The sequence below is a fragment of the Streptococcus mitis genome (assembly GCF_003942695.1).
GTDB classification, from domain to species: Bacteria; Bacillota; Bacilli; order Lactobacillales; family Streptococcaceae; genus Streptococcus; species Streptococcus mitis_BD.
The window spans coordinates 138,118-155,148 of record NZ_RJNU01000002.1; the positions used below are offsets into that span (position 1 = coordinate 138,118).

A 17,031-nucleotide genomic window follows, 5' to 3' on the forward strand; every position below is an offset into this window, starting at 1 on the left:
ATCGGCTAGATCGAAGGGATAGGATAAAACGAGATGATTAAATTAAAAGCATTTTTACTATCGCTTGTGCTCGTAATTGCGACGCTTGCCCTTTTAAATGTGACGTATGTCAAGAAGATTGATGATTATTATAAAGTCAAGGATAACAGTATTCGTTATAGCACCTCGTATGAAAAGTATAAAAGTAGAGATATTCTAACAAGCAATATCACCCCCAATACACTGGTTCTAATGGGTTCTTCAGAGTTGGTCGCAACGATAAATGAAGACTATCATCCAAATAAAATTTTTAACTACAACGATTTTAATATCATGCAGATTGGGACCAGTTATTCTCAAAACATCATTCAGGCTACGACCTTGGGCTCTATTGAAGGATCTATGAGTAAGCGAAAAGTAGCTATAGTAGAGTCTGTTCAGTGGTTTGAAAAAGATGGGACCCATCAAGATGCCTTTTTGAACAAGGCTTCCCAAGAACATATTTTCCACATGCTAGATAATGACAGGATTAGTAAAGAAACGAAAGAAAAAATAATCAATCGCATTATCGAGATTACCAAGGGGAACAAGCAACAAAATGACATCTACAAAAAATACAAAAGTTATTTCATAGATGGAAAAGGAACTATTGTTGATAAAAAACTATTAGAGTTTGAGAACGCGATGTATTCCTTTAAGCTAAAACAGACTTTTTATCAAAAACATGCCAAATCAGATTATCCTTCGCTAGGAGACAAAACCCCAGACTATGATTGGCAGAAGATGACGGATCAGTTTGTGGAAGAGGTCAAAAAGAAAACAGACAACAACGACTATGCTGTGGATAATAACTACTACAATACCTATTTAAAAGATCGCTATGCATCGCTGAAAGATTCTAATAAAGATTTGAGCTACCTAGAGTCACCAGAGTATTCAGATATGGAACTTTTCTTGACAGTTGCCAAAGAATTGGGCATTGAAGTTGAGGTTATTATTTTCCCAGTAAACGGGAAATGGAATGACTACACTGGTGTCTCAAGAGAGATGCGGGAAAAAACTTATAAAAAAATAGAAGATGTCGCAAAAAGCCATGGTGCAACCGTATTAAACTATGGAAACAGAGAGTATGATGATTACTTTTTATTTGACGTGATGCACGTTGGAGTGAAAGGATGGATGGAAGTTGAAAAAGAACTTTACAAATTTGCAAACCAAGCTAACTAACACACAGCGTTTAATCTTGTGGACACTATTTTTCTATACGGTTATCTTGAGCATCGTGATTTACTGTTTTGTGACCGATTTTTCGAATATTCAAGAATTTATCTATAGTGAATTTTAAGATTGTATACAAAAAGGCCCTGGAACTAGGCATTGCTAGTCTTCAGGGCTTTTACCTTATATTTTATCAGCTATTTTTTGACTTAGAAATTGCCCAACCAAAGCACCTATCAAGGCACCTAGGAGGATGCTTGAAACAAAGAGAAGGATTTTGTCCAACTCTGGAGCGACCATGATACGGTCAATGTATTCCTGGGACTTTCCACGAGCGAGTAAGGTAGCCACGTAAGCTTTGGGACGGATCCACATGAGGAAGATAGGGCCACTTGTACTAAAAGCAAAGACGAGGAAGGAGAGGGTGTTTTTGATTCGATCTTTGTAATTGCCGAGATGAGCGATGGCATCTGCTGCAAGACCACAGGCGATAGCTGGTAGAAAAGCGCCAGCGCCGTGTTTACTAGCTAGAAAAAAGAGAGCCATAAAGAGTCCGAGAGTGGTAATCGCTCCAAAACGAGGAACCTTTGCCAAAAGAAACATGTAGACGCTACCCCCGACAAGGGCAGAAAAGGCAGGCGCATAGAACATATTGCCCGTTGAATCCACCAAGTGTCCAAGTACTACTCCGATTCCTAGACAGAGGAAGTAGAGGACGACGGCTAAGAGGGTAGTTAAGATATTTTTCTTCATGAGAATCTCCTTATATAAAACTGTCAAAATCAATTGTATCACGCTTTTAGAGGATTGTAAATGGGTGCTCTATGTTTTTGAAAACGTTTGAAATATGATATAATAGTTACATAGTTGTTTTAAGGAGGATATCATGGGAAAGTTTCTAGAATTCGTCTTTAATCGTTTCTTTTTAGGAATGATTGCGACGGCTTTTTTCTGGTTATTAACACTAGCAGGAGGTATCGTGTTCGGCTTAGCACCAGCTAGTGCAACCCTTATGAGTTTGTATGCGGAGCATGGCTACAGTTACCGAGCTTACAATTTAAAGGAAGCCTGGGGGCTTTTTAAGAGTAACTTTATCAAGAGCAATCTCACCTTTTACACTTTTATAGGTGTGGATTTGATTTTGATCTATGGCCTATATCTCCTGATCCAATTGCCTCACCAGACCATTTTTCATCTCTTGGCGACCTTTCTCAATATCCTTGTCATTGCTTTCATTTTCTTGGCTTATACCGTTTCATTGAAACTCCAAGTTCACTATGAGCTCTCTTATCGAAATACTGTAAAACTCGCTCTTATCGGAATTTTTATGAATTTGCCGGCAATTGCCAAGGTTTTATTTGGTACGGTCATGCTTGTAGGAATTGGTTACTATATGCCTGCCCTCCTCTTTTTCGTAGGAATTGGTGTATGGCATTTCTTTATCAGTGATATGTTGGAACCCGTATATGAAAGTATCCATGAAAAATTGGCGACAAAATAAAATGAAGCCGTTCTGGCTCCACTCGCTCTTGCGCATCTATACCTTGGTGATGATTGTCATCATTGTAAGTTTTGCGGTCATGCTCTCCTATGCTGACTGGAGTTCCCGTGAAAAAGAAGCCCAGCGAGTAGCTCAACGTGTAACGACTCGAACAGTGAGTGAGATTGAATATTACCACAGGGAGTCGACTCAGCTAGCGCAGGAACTGGTTGAAAATCGAGCACGGATAGAGGGGATTTATAAGTATTTTAGTCTGAGTACATCGGATTATTTTTACTGGCTGTTGCAACGTAAAGCGTCTCCCTATGTCTCAGTATCTTTGTATGAAAACATTGATGATTTGTATGTAAGAAATGACTTTGTGACAGGTGTTGCAATTGTTTTGCAAGACTACAAGGAAGTCTACGTTTCTACTAGAGAGAAACGTAGCGGGGAGAAAATTCTTGCTGAGGATTTCAAACCAGCAGCCAATAGTTTTGCCATACCAGTACTCGATCCTAACTCCGATCAGTCTCTAGGTGTTATTTACATTTCTTTATCGCAAGATGTACTTTACCAAGCAATTGATAATACTCGCGGTCTGATTCCTGTGGCCGTGACGATCACCTCCCCTTTTGATACTGAATTGTTTCATATAGGGGAAAATGTAGTAGCTGAACGGGAAAATTGGATTGTTGGTTTGACATCACATGGCTATCAAGTCCAATCAGCAGTTCCTAAGGATTTTGTTCTTACTGGGATTTTAACTAGTTCCGCTGTCATTGTTGGTTTGAGTGTTCTCTTTATTATTATTTTATATGTGACCTTGAGGCAGACCTTCTCCAATTACCAAAGGCAGGTTGTGGATTTGGTAGAGTCTATCGAGGTGATTGCCCAAGGAGAAGAGGGACTTCGGATCGATACTTCTGAAAAAGATCAAGAATTGCTCCTCATTGCAGAAACAACCAATGATATGTTGGATCGACTGGAAAAAAATATCCATGATATCTATCAGCTGGAGCTCAGTCAGAAAGATGCCAATATGCGGGCCTTACAAGCTCAAATCAATCCTCACTTTATGTACAATACCTTAGAGTTTCTGCGCATGTATGCCGTCATGGAAAGCCAAGATGAACTGGCGGATATTATCTATGAATTTAGCAGTTTACTACGCAATAATATCTCCGACGAGCGGGAAACGACGCTGAAGCAAGAATTAGAATTTTGTCGCAAATACAGCTATCTCTGTATGGTGCGTTATCCAAAGTCAGTTGCCTATGGTTTTAAGATTGCACCCGAATTAGAAAATATGAGGATTCCCAAGTTTACGCTCCAACCATTGGTAGAAAACTACTTTGCTCACGGTATTGACCACCGCCGAACAGACAATGTGATCAGTATCAAGGTCTTGAAGGGTGAGGGTTTTGTTGAAATCCTAGTGGTAGACAATGGTCGCGGGATGACTGCTGAGAAACTAGCAAGCTTGCAAGAAAAACTAACTCAGAGAAGTTTTGAGCACGAAGCAAGCTACAGCGGTGAGCAGCAGTCAATTGGAATAGTCAATGTACACGAACGCTTTGTCCTCTATTTTGGGGATCGCTACCAAATCAGTGTAGAGTCAGCTGAGCAAGAAGGTGTTCGTTACCGTATTACTATTCAAAATGAATAGAAAGGAAGGGAAATGTATAAAGTTTTATTAGTAGACGACGAGTATATGGTGACAGAGGGGCTCAAGCGATTAATCCCCTTTGAAAAATGGGATATGCAAGTCGTTGCAACAGCTAATCACGCAGATGATGCATTGGACTACGTCAAGGAAAATCCAGTAGATGTGATCATTTCCGATGTCAATATGCCAGATAAGACAGGACTGGAGATGATCAAGGAGATGAAGGAGCTGCTTCCAGATGCCTATTATATCTTGCTGTCTGGCTATCAGGAGTTTGACTATGTCAAGAAAGCAATGAACCTTAGTGTCGTGGATTATTTGGTGAAGCCAGTGGATAAGGTGGAGTTGAGTCATCTATTAGAAAAAATTGCGAGACAGCTTCAGGAAAAGGTGGAGCAAAGCCAAACTCTCAGCCAAGAATTGGATGAAGAGGGATTTACCAACTTCTTAGCGGGTAAAGACAGCTGGTGGATAGGCCTTTCAAAGGAAAAACAAGGATCTTTCACTATTCCTTACTATGTTTTAGGTCAAGACTGGCAGATTTTTATCTCTGATCAACCACTAGATGGAATCGTAGTAACGCCTTTTGGAGCACCCTACCAACAAGCCTTTGAAAAATGGAAGATCAACGCTGAAAAAGCCCTCTTCTACGGTTCAGTTAATCTAGAAAAATCCGAGAGTTTATTTGCTTATTATGAACCGATTTATCGCGTGATTATCCAAGGAAATATCAATCAAATCATTGAAGAATTAACCCTACTGGAGAAGGTTGTCTTAGAGAACACACCGCGCGTGGCCATCACCAAACAACTCTTTACTCAGTTTGTCATGGATGTCTTCCACTTGTTTGAGCATCTAAAAGCGGATGATATGACCGAGATTGTCAAAGCCATCCATGCTATTAACTCCTTTGAAGAATTGGTTGCCTACATCAAAGAAACCTTGACTAAGTTTTTTGGCCAGTACCGCATGAATGAAAATGTGGTGAGTGTTCTTGAAGTCATCGGGCGTGATTATCAGAAAGAGTTATCACTTAAGGACATCAGCAAGGATCTCTTTATCAATCCTGTCTACCTCGGTCAGTTAATCAAGCGAGAAACCAACTCAACCTTCGCAGAATTGCTCAACAAACAGCGGATTAAGGCAGCGCAACAGCTCTTGCTTTCAACCAATGATAGTATTGAAGATGTTTGCTATGCTGTTGGTTACAGCAATGTTGGATATTTCTACAAGGTTTTCCGTAAATTGTGCGGAAAATCACCAAAAGCTTACCGCAAACAAGTCGAAAGTTCCCTGTAAAACTTGTATTTACGTGCAAAAAATGCTATAATGTCCAAAATACCTTAAGGAGGAAAAATTATGAAAAAGAAACCTATTTATCTTTGGGTTTTATTAGTCCTATCAGCATTGATTTCAGCTATGTCTTTGTTTGGAATACTAAGTCCAGTACCTAGTAAAGAAGCACTAGGTGCCAGTCAAGCACAAGTACAAGGCATTAGCGCTCAGCAGCTGGAGGATACGATTAATTATCTACATAAGACAGCTGAATTATCGCATTCGACTGTTAACATCGTTTTGATTATTTTATCTGCGATTTTAGTAGTCGCAGGTATTGTGCTCTTGGTTCGTAATCATTTGCAATATGCAAATTATGCTTACATTGCTTATGTTTTGCTTGCCATTGTTGGTTCGATTTATACTTATATGGGTATGCAAGATGCTGTACAAGCCATCCGTGATGAAACTTTGCGACTAGGAACAGAAGTCCTTGGAAAGGGAACAACGATTTTATTTGTTGTTATCAATGTCCTCTTCCTTGCCATTGTCTTTTACAAGATGTGGCGTCAACAAAAAGATTTGGCTGAGGAAGTTGAAGCAGAAGAAGCTGCCTAAGTATTGACAAAAGGGAACTATCAAGTTACAATCTTGTTAGTTCTTTTTATATCGTAAACATAAAAATCGAGGTCAAAATGAAAAAAATATCCTTAGTGTATATCAGTTTGAGTGGGAATACAGAGAGTTTTGTAACCCGACTCAAGGACTATCTCTTGTCCCAGTACGAAGGGATTGAGGTACAAAAGATTCATATCAAGGATCTGGTCAAGGAAGGGAAAGATTTCTTTGAGATGGACCATCCTTATGTCGCCTTTTTACCAACCTATCTAGAAGGTGGAAATGGTGTCGATAACGGCGATGTTGAGATTTTAACGACTCCAGTGGGTGATTTTATCGCCTATGGAGACAATGCCAGTAAGTGTTTTGGTGTAGTGGGCTCTGGTAATCGCAATTTTAATAACCAGTACTGTCTGACTGCCAAGCAGTACAGCCAGCGCTTTGGTTTCCCTGTATTGGCTGACTTTGAAATGAGAGGAATGCTGGGAGATATTAAAAAGGTCGCAGCGATTATCGCGGACTTATATGGATTGGGTTCAGAAAGTTAGAATCGTTCAAGTAGGCAGTTGGATTTTCTCAACTGCCTTTTGAATGCAGAAAAAAGCACCCAGACGAGGGTGCTACTTTGTGAACTAACCTGCTTTTCCGATGGCAAGTGCATAGATAAAGAAGATGGCAAATCCAAAGAGGAAAATTAATCCTGCAATGGCGAGGAGTTTCAACCAAGAAGGAAGATTTTTATTTTCACCTGTCACCAACACATAGTTCAAAAGAGCGAAGAATGGTGTTGTAAGAAAAGATCCAATCATGGCAAAGCGGAGCATGGTTGAAACTTGACCGGCAAAGAACTTGATGATGACGATACCAATGATAGCTGTGATGGTCATCCAGATGTTCAAAGATTTACGATTATCCTCTTTTTGATTTGCTAAGAGTTGAAGGGAGGCCTGGTTGACACGTGAATAGCCATCGATGACAGTAATTACTGTCCCAAAGATACAGAGGAAAGCGATGAAGGTAATCAAATATCGAGACCATTCGCCAAGGACAGAGGCGTACATGCCCACAAATTGCGAGATGTATTTGGCAGATGCAGCTTCAACTGCTTGACCTGTAGGATACTGAATGAGTGCTCCGAGTGCCACAAAGAATACAGCGAGGATAGCCGTTCCAATGTAGCCAACGTTAAAGTCGAAAAGGGCGTCCTCTGTATTAAAGTTAACGGTTTTTTTCTTTTCGGCTGACCAGAGTGAGTTGATAGCTGAGATTTCAATAGGGGCAGGCATCCATCCTAAGAGGGAAACGATAAAAGGGAGTGCCGCCATTTGCCAAGGTGTCTTTTCGACAAAATCAGAGCTATATTCTGGATGCTTAATTGCTGCAATGATAACTGCAAGAACAGTTGCAATGGTCAAAGCAGACATGATCCATTTTGCCATACCATCCAATAGTTTGTAGCCACCAAAGAGTAGCATGGCCCAAATGACTGCAACAAGGATAAGGGACCATTGAGTGATGCTAAGACCAATCATTGGAAAAGCGCTAGCGATGATAGCTGAGCAAAGGATAGCGACTCCAGCTGTATTAACCATGGCAGAGAAGACGTTGAGAATAAAGAAAATCCAGAGATAGAGTTTTCCTTTTTCGGCATAACCTTCCACCAAGGTTTTACCAGTGTCGGCAGTATATTCGGCACCAAAACGGAAAAATGGATATTTAAAAACATTGGCCAAGATAACCAAGAGGAGTAGTGACCACCCATAAGAACCACCAGCTTGAGTAGAGGATACGATATGAGAACCTCCAACAGCAGCAGAAGCCATTAGGATTCCTGGTCCCATTGCTTTTAGCTTGCTTGTCCAGGTAGACTGGTGTGATGAAGTAACTTGTGACATAAAAACCTCCTGTTTTTGAATTTTCAGAATAATCTGAATAGATAGCTACTATTCTACAAGAAACTTATGAAAAATGCAAGAGAATTTTTGAAAAATTTAGAAAATTTCAGAAAAATCATATGAAAGATATGATTATCACAAAGAAATGGTATTGATGGGAGTAAAAAATCCGAGAAAAAAGCTTCTCGGATTCCCTTATTTCAGTTGCTCAGTGATTTCCTTAGAAAGCAGGAGTCCCAAACGGTAACCTTTATTGATGTAGTCAATCACATCATTGATATTTTCCGTTGTTTGGATCCTTTCGCGTATGTCTGTTTTGAAAGCTTCGTCCCTCAGAAGCTGTTCCTGAAGGAGTTGTTGAAGTTTTTCTTTTTCGTACTTATTGATGAGAAAAAGAACGACAAGACTGATAAGAACTAAGATATAAGCATACTGGCTCATAAAATTTCTCCTGGTTTGATAAAAAAGTTGATGACATAAGAAAAGCGAAAGAAATTTTCGCTTTTCAACTAAGTGATTTAAAGATTGCGACATGAACCAAATCAAATCGATTTTATTTGGTTTGGTGAATTAGTAAAGCGTTTAGGCAATTCGTACTGGTTACGACGTTCTGGGACATAAATCGATAATATTTATGTCCCAGAACTAGTGAAGCGCCTAGCCAAATCAACATAGTTACGACGTCATGGCCTCTAAATCGATTATATTTAGGGGTCATGACTAGTGAAGCAGTTAGCTAGTTCGCATATAAGCGGCTAGCGTCTAACAATTAGGAACTTTAGTTCCAATTGTTAGTACTGAATCACATCTTCTCTGGTGCTTCTACTCCGAGCAAACGAAGGGCTTCTTTGAGAACAACAGCTGTTGCGTAGCTGAGGGCTAGGCGACTGTCGCGCTCTGGACTTTCATCCAAGATACGAGTGTGGGCATAGTATTTATTGAAGGCTTGAGCCAAGCTGATTGCATACTTGGCAATGAGCGATGGATCATAGTTAACAGATGCGCGTTTGATGACACGGGCAAAGTCTTGGAGAAGTTTGATAATTTCCCAGCTTTCAGCATCACTTAGACTGTAATTTGCTTGAGCATTTGGTTGGAAGTCTGCTTTTCTAAGTAGAGACTGAATACGAGCGTAAGCGTATTGGATGTATGGACCAGTTTCTCCTTCAAAGGAAACCATAGCTTCGAGGTCAAAGTCGTAACCATTTCGGCGGTCCGTTTTGAGGTCGTAGAATTTAACAGCTCCCACTCCGACAGCTTGGGCAACCTGTTCCTTGTTTTCGAGGTCAGGATTTTTCGCTTCGATTTGTGCTTTGGCACGGCTGATAGCTTCCTGAAGGGTAGGTTCGAGCAGGATGATATTTCCTTTACGAGTAGAGAGCTTTTGACGATTCTTGGTTACCAAACCGAAGTCTACGTGAATCATATCATCGCTCCAGTCAAATCCCATTTTTTTCAAGACGGCTTTTAACTGTTTAAAGTGGTTAGACTGCTCTTGACCAACTGCGTAGACATTTTTAACAAAGTTGTAAGTACGTGCACGGTAGATAGCTGTTGCAATGTCACGTGTGATGTAGAGGGTTGCACCGTCAGATTTCTTAATCATAGCGGGTGGAAGTTCAACATCATCGAGGTTGACAATGCTAGCGCCGCGTGATTCTTCTAGCAAACCTTTTTCTTCAAGGATTTGCACGGCTTCGTCCATCTTGTCATTATAGAAGGCTTCCCCGTTTAAGCTGTCAAATTCAACGTTCAACAGTTTGTAGATACGGTTGAACTCAACCAAACTTTCATCACGGAACCATTGCCAAAGTTGAGTTGCTTCTGGATCGCCATCTTCCAATTTTTTAAACCAGAGACGTCCTTCATCATCAAGAGCTGGATTATTTTCGATTTCAGCATTGATGCGAACGTACAATTTCAACAATTCGTCAATTGGATTAGCTTCTACGGCTTCCTTACTTCCCCATTTTTTATAAGCAACCATGAGAAGACCAAACTGTTTACCCCAGTCTCCAAGGTGGTTGATTTTAATAGTGTTGTAGCCCATTTTCTTAAAGATATTAGAAAGAGCATCTCCGATAACAGTTGAACGTAAGTGACCTACTGAGAAAGGTTTTGCGATGTTTGGACTTGATAGGTCAATCGTGATATTTTGCTCTTTGCCTTCCGTTTGTTGAGCGTAGTCAGATCCTTTTTCGATGATCTCTTTGATAACTGCTTCAGAAATGGCAGCTTTATCAAGGAAGAAGTTGACGTAAGGACCAGTTGCAACAACTTTTTCAAAGGCTTGGCTGTTGATTTTTTCAGCGATTTCAGCAGCAATCATTTGAGGGGCTTTGCGTTCGACTTTTGCAAGTGAGAAAGCAGGAAAAGCGATATCTCCCATGTCAGAGTTTTTTGGTTGTTCTAGTAAATTTAAAATAGCCTCTTGATCTAGGCTATCGATGACGCTAGCCAATTCACTAGCAATCAGTTTTTTTGTGCTCATAAGTAGGCTCCTTTTGGACTTTTATTCTATTTTATCATAAATTTAGTGAAAGAAGAAAGATTTTTTTGAATTATTCAGTTTTTTTGGTATAATTATATCTAAAAATAAACCCGTAATCGGTTATAAATATTCATGTAAGAGGTTGATATGAGAAAAAAAGAACGACACCAGTTGATTAAAAAGATGATCACTGAGGAAAAACTAGCTACACAAAAGGATATCCAAGATCGCCTAGAAGTTCGGAATGTCTTTGTGACGCAAACGACCTTGTCTCGCGACCTGCGCGAGATCGGCTTAATCAAGGTTAAGAAAAATGGTATGGTATATTATGTGCTAGCGAATGAAACAGAAAAGATTGATTTGGTAGAATTTTTGTCGCATCATCTAGAAGGGGTTGCGAGAGCAGAGTTTACTTTGGTACTTCATACCAAGCTGGGAGAAGCGGCTGTCTTAGCAAATATTGTTGATGAAAATAAGGACGAGGCGATTTTAGGAACAGTTGCGGGAGCCAATACCTTACTGGTTATTTGTCGAGACCAGCATGTTGCCAAGCTCATGGAAGAGCGTTTGCTAGATTTGATGAAGGATGAATAGGGTTTTGGGACTTGTTCCCAAGCCTTATTTTTGACAAGGAGAGAGCCAATATGACGACAGAAAAACTATCACCTGGTATGCAGCAGTATGTGGATATTAAAAAGCAATATCCAGATGCTTTTTTGCTCTTTCGGATGGGTGATTTTTATGAGCTGTTTTACGAAGATGCGGTCAATGCGGCGCAGATTTTAGAGATTTCACTGACCAGTCGTAATAAAAATGCAGAAAATCCGATACCCATGGCGGGTGTCCCCTATCATTCTGCCCAGCAATATATTGATGTTTTGATTGAACAGGGTTATAAAGTTGCTATAGCCGAACAGATGGAAGATCCCAAACAAGCGGTTGGTGTTGTCAAGCGAGAGGTGGTCCAGGTCATCACACCTGGAACGGTCGTTGATAGCAGTAAGCCGGATAGTCAGAATAATTTCTTGGTTGCCATAGATCGTGATGGCAATCAGTTTGGTCTGGCCTATATGGATCTGGTGACCGGTGACTTTTATGTGACAGGTTTATTGGATTTCACGCTGGTTTGTGGGGAAATCCGTAACCTCAAGGCTCGTGAAGTGGTGCTGGGTTATGATTTGTCTGAGGAAGAAGAACAAATCCTCAGCCGTCAGATGAATCTGGTACTTTCCTATGAGAAAGAAGGCTTTGAGGACGTCCATTTACTGGATCCACGACTGGCAGCTGTGGAGCAAGCGGCAGCTAGTAAGCTGCTCCAGTATATTCATCGGACCCAGATGCGGGAATTGAACCATCTCAAACCAGTTATCCGCTATGAAATCAAAGATTTCTTACAGATGGACTATGCGACAAAGGCTAGTCTGGATTTGGTTGAGAATGCCCGTTCAGGCAAGAAACAGGGCAGTCTTTTCTGGCTTTTGGATGAAACCAAAACAGCTATGGGCATGCGCCTTTTGCGCTCTTGGATTCATCGTCCCTTGATTGATAAGGAGCGAATCATCCAACGTCAAGAGGTGGTGCAGGTCTTTCTTGACCACTTCTTTGAGCGCAGTGATTTGACAGACAGTCTCAAAGGCGTTTATGACATCGAACGTTTGGCTAGTCGGGTTTCTTTTGGCAAGACCAATCCCAAGGATCTCTTGCAGTTGGCGACTACCTTATCCAGTGTGCCACGGATTCGAGCGATTTTAGAGACAATGGAGCAACCTGCTCTGGCCTATCTTATCGAACAATTGGATGGAATCCCTGAGTTGGAGAATTTGATTAGCGCAGCGATTGCTCCTGAAGCTCCTCACGTGATTACGGAAGGTGGCATTATCCGTACGGGATTTGATGAGACCTTAGACAAGTACCGTCGTGTGCTCAGAGAAGGGACTGGCTGGATTGCTGAGATTGAGGCTAAGGAGAGAGAAAGCTCTGGCATCAGCACGCTTAAGATTGACTACAATAAAAAGGATGGCTACTATTTCCATGTGACCAATTCGCAACTGGGGAATGTGCCGGTCCACTTTTTCCGAAAGGCGACGCTGAAAAACTCAGAACGCTTTGGTACTGAGGAATTAGCCCGTATCGAGGGGGATATGTTGGAGGCGCGTGAGAAGTCAGCCAACCTAGAGTATGAAATCTTTATGCGCATCCGTGAGGAAGTCAGCAAGTATATACAGCGTTTGCAGGCTCTAGCCCAAGGAATTGCAACGGTTGATGTCTTGCAAAGTCTCGCAGTTGTGGCTGAAACTCAGCATCTGATCCGACCTGAGTTTGGCGACGATTCACAAATTGATATCCAGAAAGGGCGCCATGCTGTCGTCGAAAAGGTTATGGGAGCTCAGACCTATATTCCTAATACGATTCAGATGGCAGAAGATACCAGCATTCAATTGATTACAGGGCCAAACATGAGTGGGAAGTCTACCTATATGCGCCAGCTAGCCATGACTGCGGTTATGGCCCAGCTAGGTTCTTATGTACCAGCTGAGAGCGCTCATTTGCCTATTTTTGATGCCATCTTTACCCGTATCGGAGCAGCAGATGACTTGGTTTCAGGTCAATCAACCTTTATGGTGGAGATGATGGAGGCCAATAATGCCATTTCGCATGCGACCAAGGACTCACTGATTCTCTTTGATGAATTGGGACGGGGAACTGCAACTTATGACGGGATGGCTCTTGCCCAGTCCATCATCGAATACATTCATGAACATATCGGAGCCAAAACCCTCTTTGCGACCCACTATCATGAGTTGACTAGTCTGGAGTCCAGTTTGGAACACTTGGTCAATGTCCACGTGGCAACCTTGGAGCAGGATGGACAGGTCACCTTCCTTCACAAGATTGAACCAGGGCCTGCTGACAAATCTTACGGTATCCACGTTGCCAAGATTGCTGGTTTACCAGCAAAACTGTTAGCAAGGGCGGATAAGATTTTGACGCAACTGGAGAATCAAGGAACAGAAAGTCCAGCTCCCATGAGACAAACAAGTGCTGTCACAGAACAGATGTCACTCTTTGACGCGCCTGAAGAACATCCTATTCTAGCAGAATTAGCTAAACTGGATGTTTACAACATGACACCTATGCAGGCTATGAATGTCTTAGTCGAGTTCAAACAAAAATTATAAAAAGAGTCCCACTCATGCATTTGTGAGTGGGATTTTTCTCTATTACTTTTTATGAGCCAAGAGTTGATTGATGTGGTCTACTTTTTTTGCTTCTCTTTTATAGAGAATAGTCCAGATGATGAGGTAGACAATCGCAAACTCCAGAATAAGCTGGAGATAGAAGATACAGTGGAAGGGAAACCAACCAGCCAGAGTTGCTAGTGGGACAAAGCCAGCCAGCATGAGGAAGAAATGGGAAAGTGTGGCACGGAGCAAGCTCCAGTCACGGCTGAATAATCGCTTGCCAAAGCTAAAGAGAACGCCGATAGCTGACCAGATAAGTGTGCAGTAGAGCAAAACTAGGGCGCCGTGAACCTGATGTTGAGCCATCGCTTGGCCGATGAGAGACTCGGGACTCAGTGGCGCATAGGTATTTGGGGCATAAATGAGTGAAAAGATGATAGAGAGGACGAGGCCGATAAGAACACCAGTGGCTGCATCGTGAAATACTTGTTTTTTCATAGTTCTAATTTCTCCTTGATGGTTTTTAGGTAACGGCGTGAAGAGTAGGTGAAGCTTTCGTTTTTTAAGAAAATTTCAACCAGACCGTTGGGCGTGAGCTTGAGATGAGAGATGGAGTTGATATTGACGATTTCAGATTGGGAAATTTGGATAAAAGTTGTCGGCAGCATTTCAAGAACCTGATAGAGACGCAAATCAATAGTGTAGGTATGAGATGCAGTTTCTGCTAGAACCTTTCGATTCTCTATATAGAAGCGTTGAATCTTACTAATTTTAATTAGATAGACCTGATCTTCAATCTTTCCTTTGATTGTTTCTTTTTGGTCAAGATTTTCAGCGAACTCGATGACTTTCTGGACTTTTTCGGTCGGCTGAGGAGTTTGGACAATCAGCTTTTCTTCCTTGTACGTCTCCTTAATCTGTAGTTCTACTTTCATAAATTTCCCTCCTTTTCAGTTATACAAGGTTGTGATCACTTCTTGTACACCTTTATTAAACACTATTTTACGACCCATGGCAAGAGCTTTTGCCTATGTGGAGAGATTTGGAGTCTATGTGGTATTTGCTTTTTCTGGTAACATCTGAAATATGGTATAATAGCACTAATCAATTTCTAGGAAAATAGATACGGAAAGGGGCTGAAAGATGTCTCATATTATTGAATTGCCAGAAGTGTTGGCAAACCAGATCGCGGCAGGAGAGGTCATTGAACGTCCTGCCAGTGTGGTCAAAGAGTTGGTAGAAAATGCCATTGATGCGGGTTCTAGCCAGATTATCATTGAGATTGAGGAAGCTGGTCTCAAGAAAATCCAAATCACCGATAATGGTCATGGAATTGCCCATGATGAGGTGGAGTTGGCCCTCCGTCGCCATGCGACCAGTAAGATAAAAAATCAAGCAGACCTCTTTCGGATTCGGACGCTTGGTTTTCGTGGAGAAGCCCTGCCCTCTATCGCTTCTGTCAGTGTTCTGACTCTGTTGACGGCGGTGGATGGTGCGAGTCATGGGACCAAGCTCGTTGCGCGTGGGGGAGAGGTTGAGGAAATCATTCCAGCGACTAGTCCTGTAGGAACCAAGGTTTGTGTGGAGGACCTCTTTTTCAACACGCCTGCCCGTCTCAAGTATATGAAGAGCCAGCAAGCAGAGTTGTCTCATATCATTGATATTGTCAATCGTCTGGGGTTGGCTCATCCTGAGATTTCTTTTAGCTTGATTAGTGATGGCAAAGAAATGACGCGGACAGCAGGGACTGGTCAACTGCGTCAAGCCATCGCAGGGATTTACGGTTTGGCGAGTGCCAAGAAGATGATTGAAATTGAGAATTCGGATCTAGACTTTGAAATTTCAGGTTTTGTGTCATTGCCTGAGTTGACCCGAGCCAACCGCAACTATATTAGCCTCTTCATCAATGGCAGATATATCAAGAATTTCTTGCTCAATCGTGCTATTTTAGACGGTTATGGAAGCAAGCTCATGGTGGGACGTTTTCCACTGGCTGTCATTCACATCCATATCGATCCTTACCTAGCAGATGTCAATGTGCATCCAACCAAGCAAGAGGTTCGGATTTCTAAGGAAAGAGAACTAATGGCGCTGGTTTCAGAAGCTATTTCAAATAGTCTCAAGGAACAAGCCTTGATTCCTGATGCTTTAGAAAATCTTGCCAAGTCGACCGTGCGTAATCGTGAAAAGGCGGAGCAAACTATTCTCCCACTCAAAGAAAATACGCTTTACTATGAAAAAACGGAGGAAACCAGCCCCAGTCAAGTTGAGGTGGCTGATCATCAGGTTGAATTAACTGAGGAAGGGAAAGACCTAACCCTGTTCGCCAAGGAAACCTTGGATCAATTGACCAAGCCCGCAAAATTACATTTTGCAGAGAGAAAGCCTGTTAACTACGACCAACTAGACCATCCAGAGTTAGATCTTGCTAGCCTCGATAAGGCTTATGACAAGCTGGAGAGAGAAGAATCATCCAGCTTCCCAGAGTTGGAGTTTTTCGGGCAAATGCACGGGACCTATCTTTTTGCCCAAGGGCGAGATGGGCTCTATATTATAGACCAGCACGCGGCGCAGGAACGGGTCAAGTACGAGGAATATCGTGAAAGCATCGGCAATGTTGACCAGAGTCAACAGCAACTCCTAGTGCCCTACATCTTTGAATTTCCTGCGGATGATGCGCTTCGTCTCAAGGAACGAATGGCACTTTTAGAGGAAGTGGGCGTCTTTCTAGCAGAGTACGGAGAAAATCAATTCATCCTGCGTGAACATCCTATTTGGATGGCAGAGGAGGAAATCGAGTCTGGGATCTATGAAATGTGTGACATGCTGCTCCTGACCAAGGAAGTTTCTATCAAGAAATACCGAGCAGAGCTGGCTATCATGATGTCCTGCAAGCGATCTATCAAGGCCAACCATCGTATCGATGACCACTCAGCCAGACAACTCCTCTATCAGCTTTCTCAATGTGACAATCCATATAACTGTCCCCACGGACGTCCGGTTTTGGTGCATTTTACCAAGTCAGATATGGAAAAAATGTTTCGACGTATTCAGGAAAATCACACCAGTCTTCGTGAGTTGGGGAAATATTAAGAACACAAAAAGCCTTTGTTCCTTTTGACCAAGGCTTTTTAGTTTTTCTAAAGTGGGAACTTGATTGGGTATGGGCAACTTGACACGAAGTTTACACTTGATTGACAAGACCAGTTCTAAAAAATATTGCG

The 17,031-nt window shown here is 41.9% G+C and carries 15 protein-coding genes; 9 read left to right on the plus strand and 6 right to left on the minus strand.

What is annotated here, in order from left to right; translation table 11 throughout:
• The first annotated feature begins 33 nt into the window (after positions 1-33).
• Positions 34-1,206: a D-alanyl-lipoteichoic acid biosynthesis protein DltD gene (gene dltD / locus D8852_RS01870; protein ID WP_125424982.1), complete on the plus strand. Its 1,173-nt coding sequence runs from the start codon at positions 34-36 to the stop codon at positions 1,204-1,206.
• A gap of 174 nt (positions 1,207-1,380) precedes the next feature.
• On the opposite strand, the gene D8852_RS01875 is transcribed toward dltD, so the two are convergent.
• Positions 1,381-1,950, minus strand: a complete 570-nt coding sequence (locus D8852_RS01875) for an MptD family putative ECF transporter S component (protein WP_125424983.1) — start codon at positions 1,948-1,950, stop codon at positions 1,381-1,383.
• 133 nt (positions 1,951-2,083) lie between these two features.
• On the opposite strand from D8852_RS01875, the gene D8852_RS01880 reads away from it, so the two are divergent.
• The 5 genes from D8852_RS01880 to nrdI all read left to right on the plus strand — a co-directional run bounded on the left by D8852_RS01880 (position 2,084) and on the right by nrdI (position 6,787).
• Entirely contained in the window at positions 2,084-2,698 is a 615-nt protein-coding gene (locus tag D8852_RS01880; RefSeq protein WP_125424984.1) for a YesL family protein, read from the plus strand.
• Positions 2,676-4,346, plus strand: coding sequence for a sensor histidine kinase (locus D8852_RS01885; protein ID WP_125424985.1), 1,671 nt, complete (start codon positions 2,676-2,678; stop codon positions 4,344-4,346). Before D8852_RS01880 ends, D8852_RS01885 begins: the two co-directional genes overlap by 23 nt.
• 12 nt (positions 4,347-4,358) lie before the next feature.
• The gene (locus D8852_RS01890; protein ID WP_125424986.1) at positions 4,359-5,645 is read left to right on the plus strand and encodes a response regulator transcription factor; all 1,287 of its coding nucleotides are present in this window, start codon (positions 4,359-4,361) and stop codon (positions 5,643-5,645) included.
• Between the two features lie 60 nt (positions 5,646-5,705).
• Complete coding sequence (locus D8852_RS01895; protein WP_084975960.1) at positions 5,706-6,239, plus strand: ABC transporter permease; 534 nt, start codon at positions 5,706-5,708, stop codon at positions 6,237-6,239.
• A 77-nt stretch (positions 6,240-6,316) separates the two neighbouring features.
• On the plus strand, positions 6,317-6,787 hold the full coding sequence (gene nrdI, locus D8852_RS01900) for a class Ib ribonucleoside-diphosphate reductase assembly flavoprotein NrdI (RefSeq protein WP_125424987.1): 471 nt from the start codon (positions 6,317-6,319) through the stop codon (positions 6,785-6,787).
• A gap of 84 nt (positions 6,788-6,871) precedes the next feature.
• On the opposite strand, the gene D8852_RS01905 is transcribed toward nrdI, so the two are convergent.
• The 3 genes from D8852_RS01905 to argS all read right to left on the minus strand — a co-directional run bounded on the left by D8852_RS01905 (position 6,872) and on the right by argS (position 10,625).
• Complete coding sequence (locus D8852_RS01905; protein ID WP_125424988.1) at positions 6,872-8,134, minus strand: NRAMP family divalent metal transporter; 1,263 nt, start codon at positions 8,132-8,134, stop codon at positions 6,872-6,874.
• A 195-nt stretch (positions 8,135-8,329) separates the two neighbouring features.
• On the minus strand, positions 8,330-8,575 hold the full coding sequence (locus D8852_RS01910; RefSeq protein WP_000084854.1) for a hypothetical protein: 246 nt from the start codon (positions 8,573-8,575) through the stop codon (positions 8,330-8,332).
• Between the two features lie 361 nt (positions 8,576-8,936).
• Positions 8,937-10,625, minus strand: coding sequence for an arginine--tRNA ligase (gene argS, locus D8852_RS01915; RefSeq protein WP_125424989.1), 1,689 nt, complete (start codon positions 10,623-10,625; stop codon positions 8,937-8,939).
• Between the two features lie 147 nt (positions 10,626-10,772).
• Here argS and argR point away from each other — a divergent pair, with 147 nt between their 5' ends.
• The gene (argR, locus tag D8852_RS01920) at positions 10,773-11,219 is read left to right on the plus strand and encodes an arginine repressor (RefSeq protein ID WP_061418468.1); all 447 of its coding nucleotides are present in this window, start codon (positions 10,773-10,775) and stop codon (positions 11,217-11,219) included.
• A gap of 50 nt (positions 11,220-11,269) precedes the next feature.
• Positions 11,270-13,804: a DNA mismatch repair protein MutS gene (gene mutS / locus D8852_RS01925; protein WP_125424990.1), complete on the plus strand. Its 2,535-nt coding sequence runs from the start codon at positions 11,270-11,272 to the stop codon at positions 13,802-13,804.
• 42 nt (positions 13,805-13,846) lie between these two features.
• Here mutS and D8852_RS01930 read toward each other — a convergent pair whose 3' ends face one another.
• A complete protein-coding gene (locus D8852_RS01930; RefSeq protein WP_125424991.1) occupies positions 13,847-14,305 on the minus strand; it encodes a DUF3021 domain-containing protein in 459 nt (152 codons plus the stop codon).
• A complete protein-coding gene (locus D8852_RS01935) occupies positions 14,302-14,742 on the minus strand; it encodes a LytTR family DNA-binding domain-containing protein (RefSeq protein WP_125424992.1) in 441 nt (146 codons plus the stop codon). The genes D8852_RS01930 and D8852_RS01935 overlap by 4 nt, the downstream gene beginning before the upstream one ends.
• Positions 14,743-14,950: 208 nt before the next feature.
• Here D8852_RS01935 and mutL point away from each other — a divergent pair, with 208 nt between their 5' ends.
• On the plus strand, positions 14,951-16,900 hold the full coding sequence (gene mutL / locus D8852_RS01940; protein ID WP_125424993.1) for a DNA mismatch repair endonuclease MutL: 1,950 nt from the start codon (positions 14,951-14,953) through the stop codon (positions 16,898-16,900).
• Positions 16,901-17,031 lie beyond the last annotated feature (131 nt).

What these genes read in the sequence shown, in the direction of transcription:
- D8852_RS01935 (WP_125424992.1), bottom strand. Translation starts at nt 14,742, where the DNA reads ATGAAAGTAGAACTACAGATTAAGGAGACGTACAAGGAAGAAAAGCTG.
- argS (WP_125424989.1), bottom strand. Translation starts at nt 10,625, where the DNA reads ATGAGCACAAAAAAACTGATTGCTAGTGAATTGGCTAGCGTCATCGAT.
- D8852_RS01905 (WP_125424988.1), bottom strand. Translation starts at nt 8,134, where the DNA reads ATGTCACAAGTTACTTCATCACACCAGTCTACCTGGACAAGCAAGCTA.
- D8852_RS01930 (WP_125424991.1), bottom strand. Translation starts at nt 14,305, where the DNA reads ATGAAAAAACAAGTATTTCACGATGCAGCCACTGGTGTTCTTATCGGC.
- mutL (WP_125424993.1), top strand. Translation starts at nt 14,951, where the DNA reads ATGTCTCATATTATTGAATTGCCAGAAGTGTTGGCAAACCAGATCGCG.
- mutS (WP_125424990.1), top strand. Translation starts at nt 11,270, where the DNA reads ATGACGACAGAAAAACTATCACCTGGTATGCAGCAGTATGTGGATATT.
- D8852_RS01890 (WP_125424986.1), top strand. Translation starts at nt 4,359, where the DNA reads ATGTATAAAGTTTTATTAGTAGACGACGAGTATATGGTGACAGAGGGG.
- argR (WP_061418468.1), top strand. Translation starts at nt 10,773, where the DNA reads ATGAGAAAAAAAGAACGACACCAGTTGATTAAAAAGATGATCACTGAG.
- D8852_RS01875 (WP_125424983.1), bottom strand. Translation starts at nt 1,950, where the DNA reads ATGAAGAAAAATATCTTAACTACCCTCTTAGCCGTCGTCCTCTACTTC.
- D8852_RS01880 (WP_125424984.1), top strand. Translation starts at nt 2,084, where the DNA reads ATGGGAAAGTTTCTAGAATTCGTCTTTAATCGTTTCTTTTTAGGAATG.
- D8852_RS01910 (WP_000084854.1), bottom strand. Translation starts at nt 8,575, where the DNA reads ATGAGCCAGTATGCTTATATCTTAGTTCTTATCAGTCTTGTCGTTCTT.
- dltD (WP_125424982.1), top strand. Translation starts at nt 34, where the DNA reads ATGATTAAATTAAAAGCATTTTTACTATCGCTTGTGCTCGTAATTGCG.
- D8852_RS01895 (WP_084975960.1), top strand. Translation starts at nt 5,706, where the DNA reads ATGAAAAAGAAACCTATTTATCTTTGGGTTTTATTAGTCCTATCAGCA.
- D8852_RS01885 (WP_125424985.1), top strand. Translation starts at nt 2,676, where the DNA reads ATGAAAAATTGGCGACAAAATAAAATGAAGCCGTTCTGGCTCCACTCG.
- nrdI (WP_125424987.1), top strand. Translation starts at nt 6,317, where the DNA reads ATGAAAAAAATATCCTTAGTGTATATCAGTTTGAGTGGGAATACAGAG.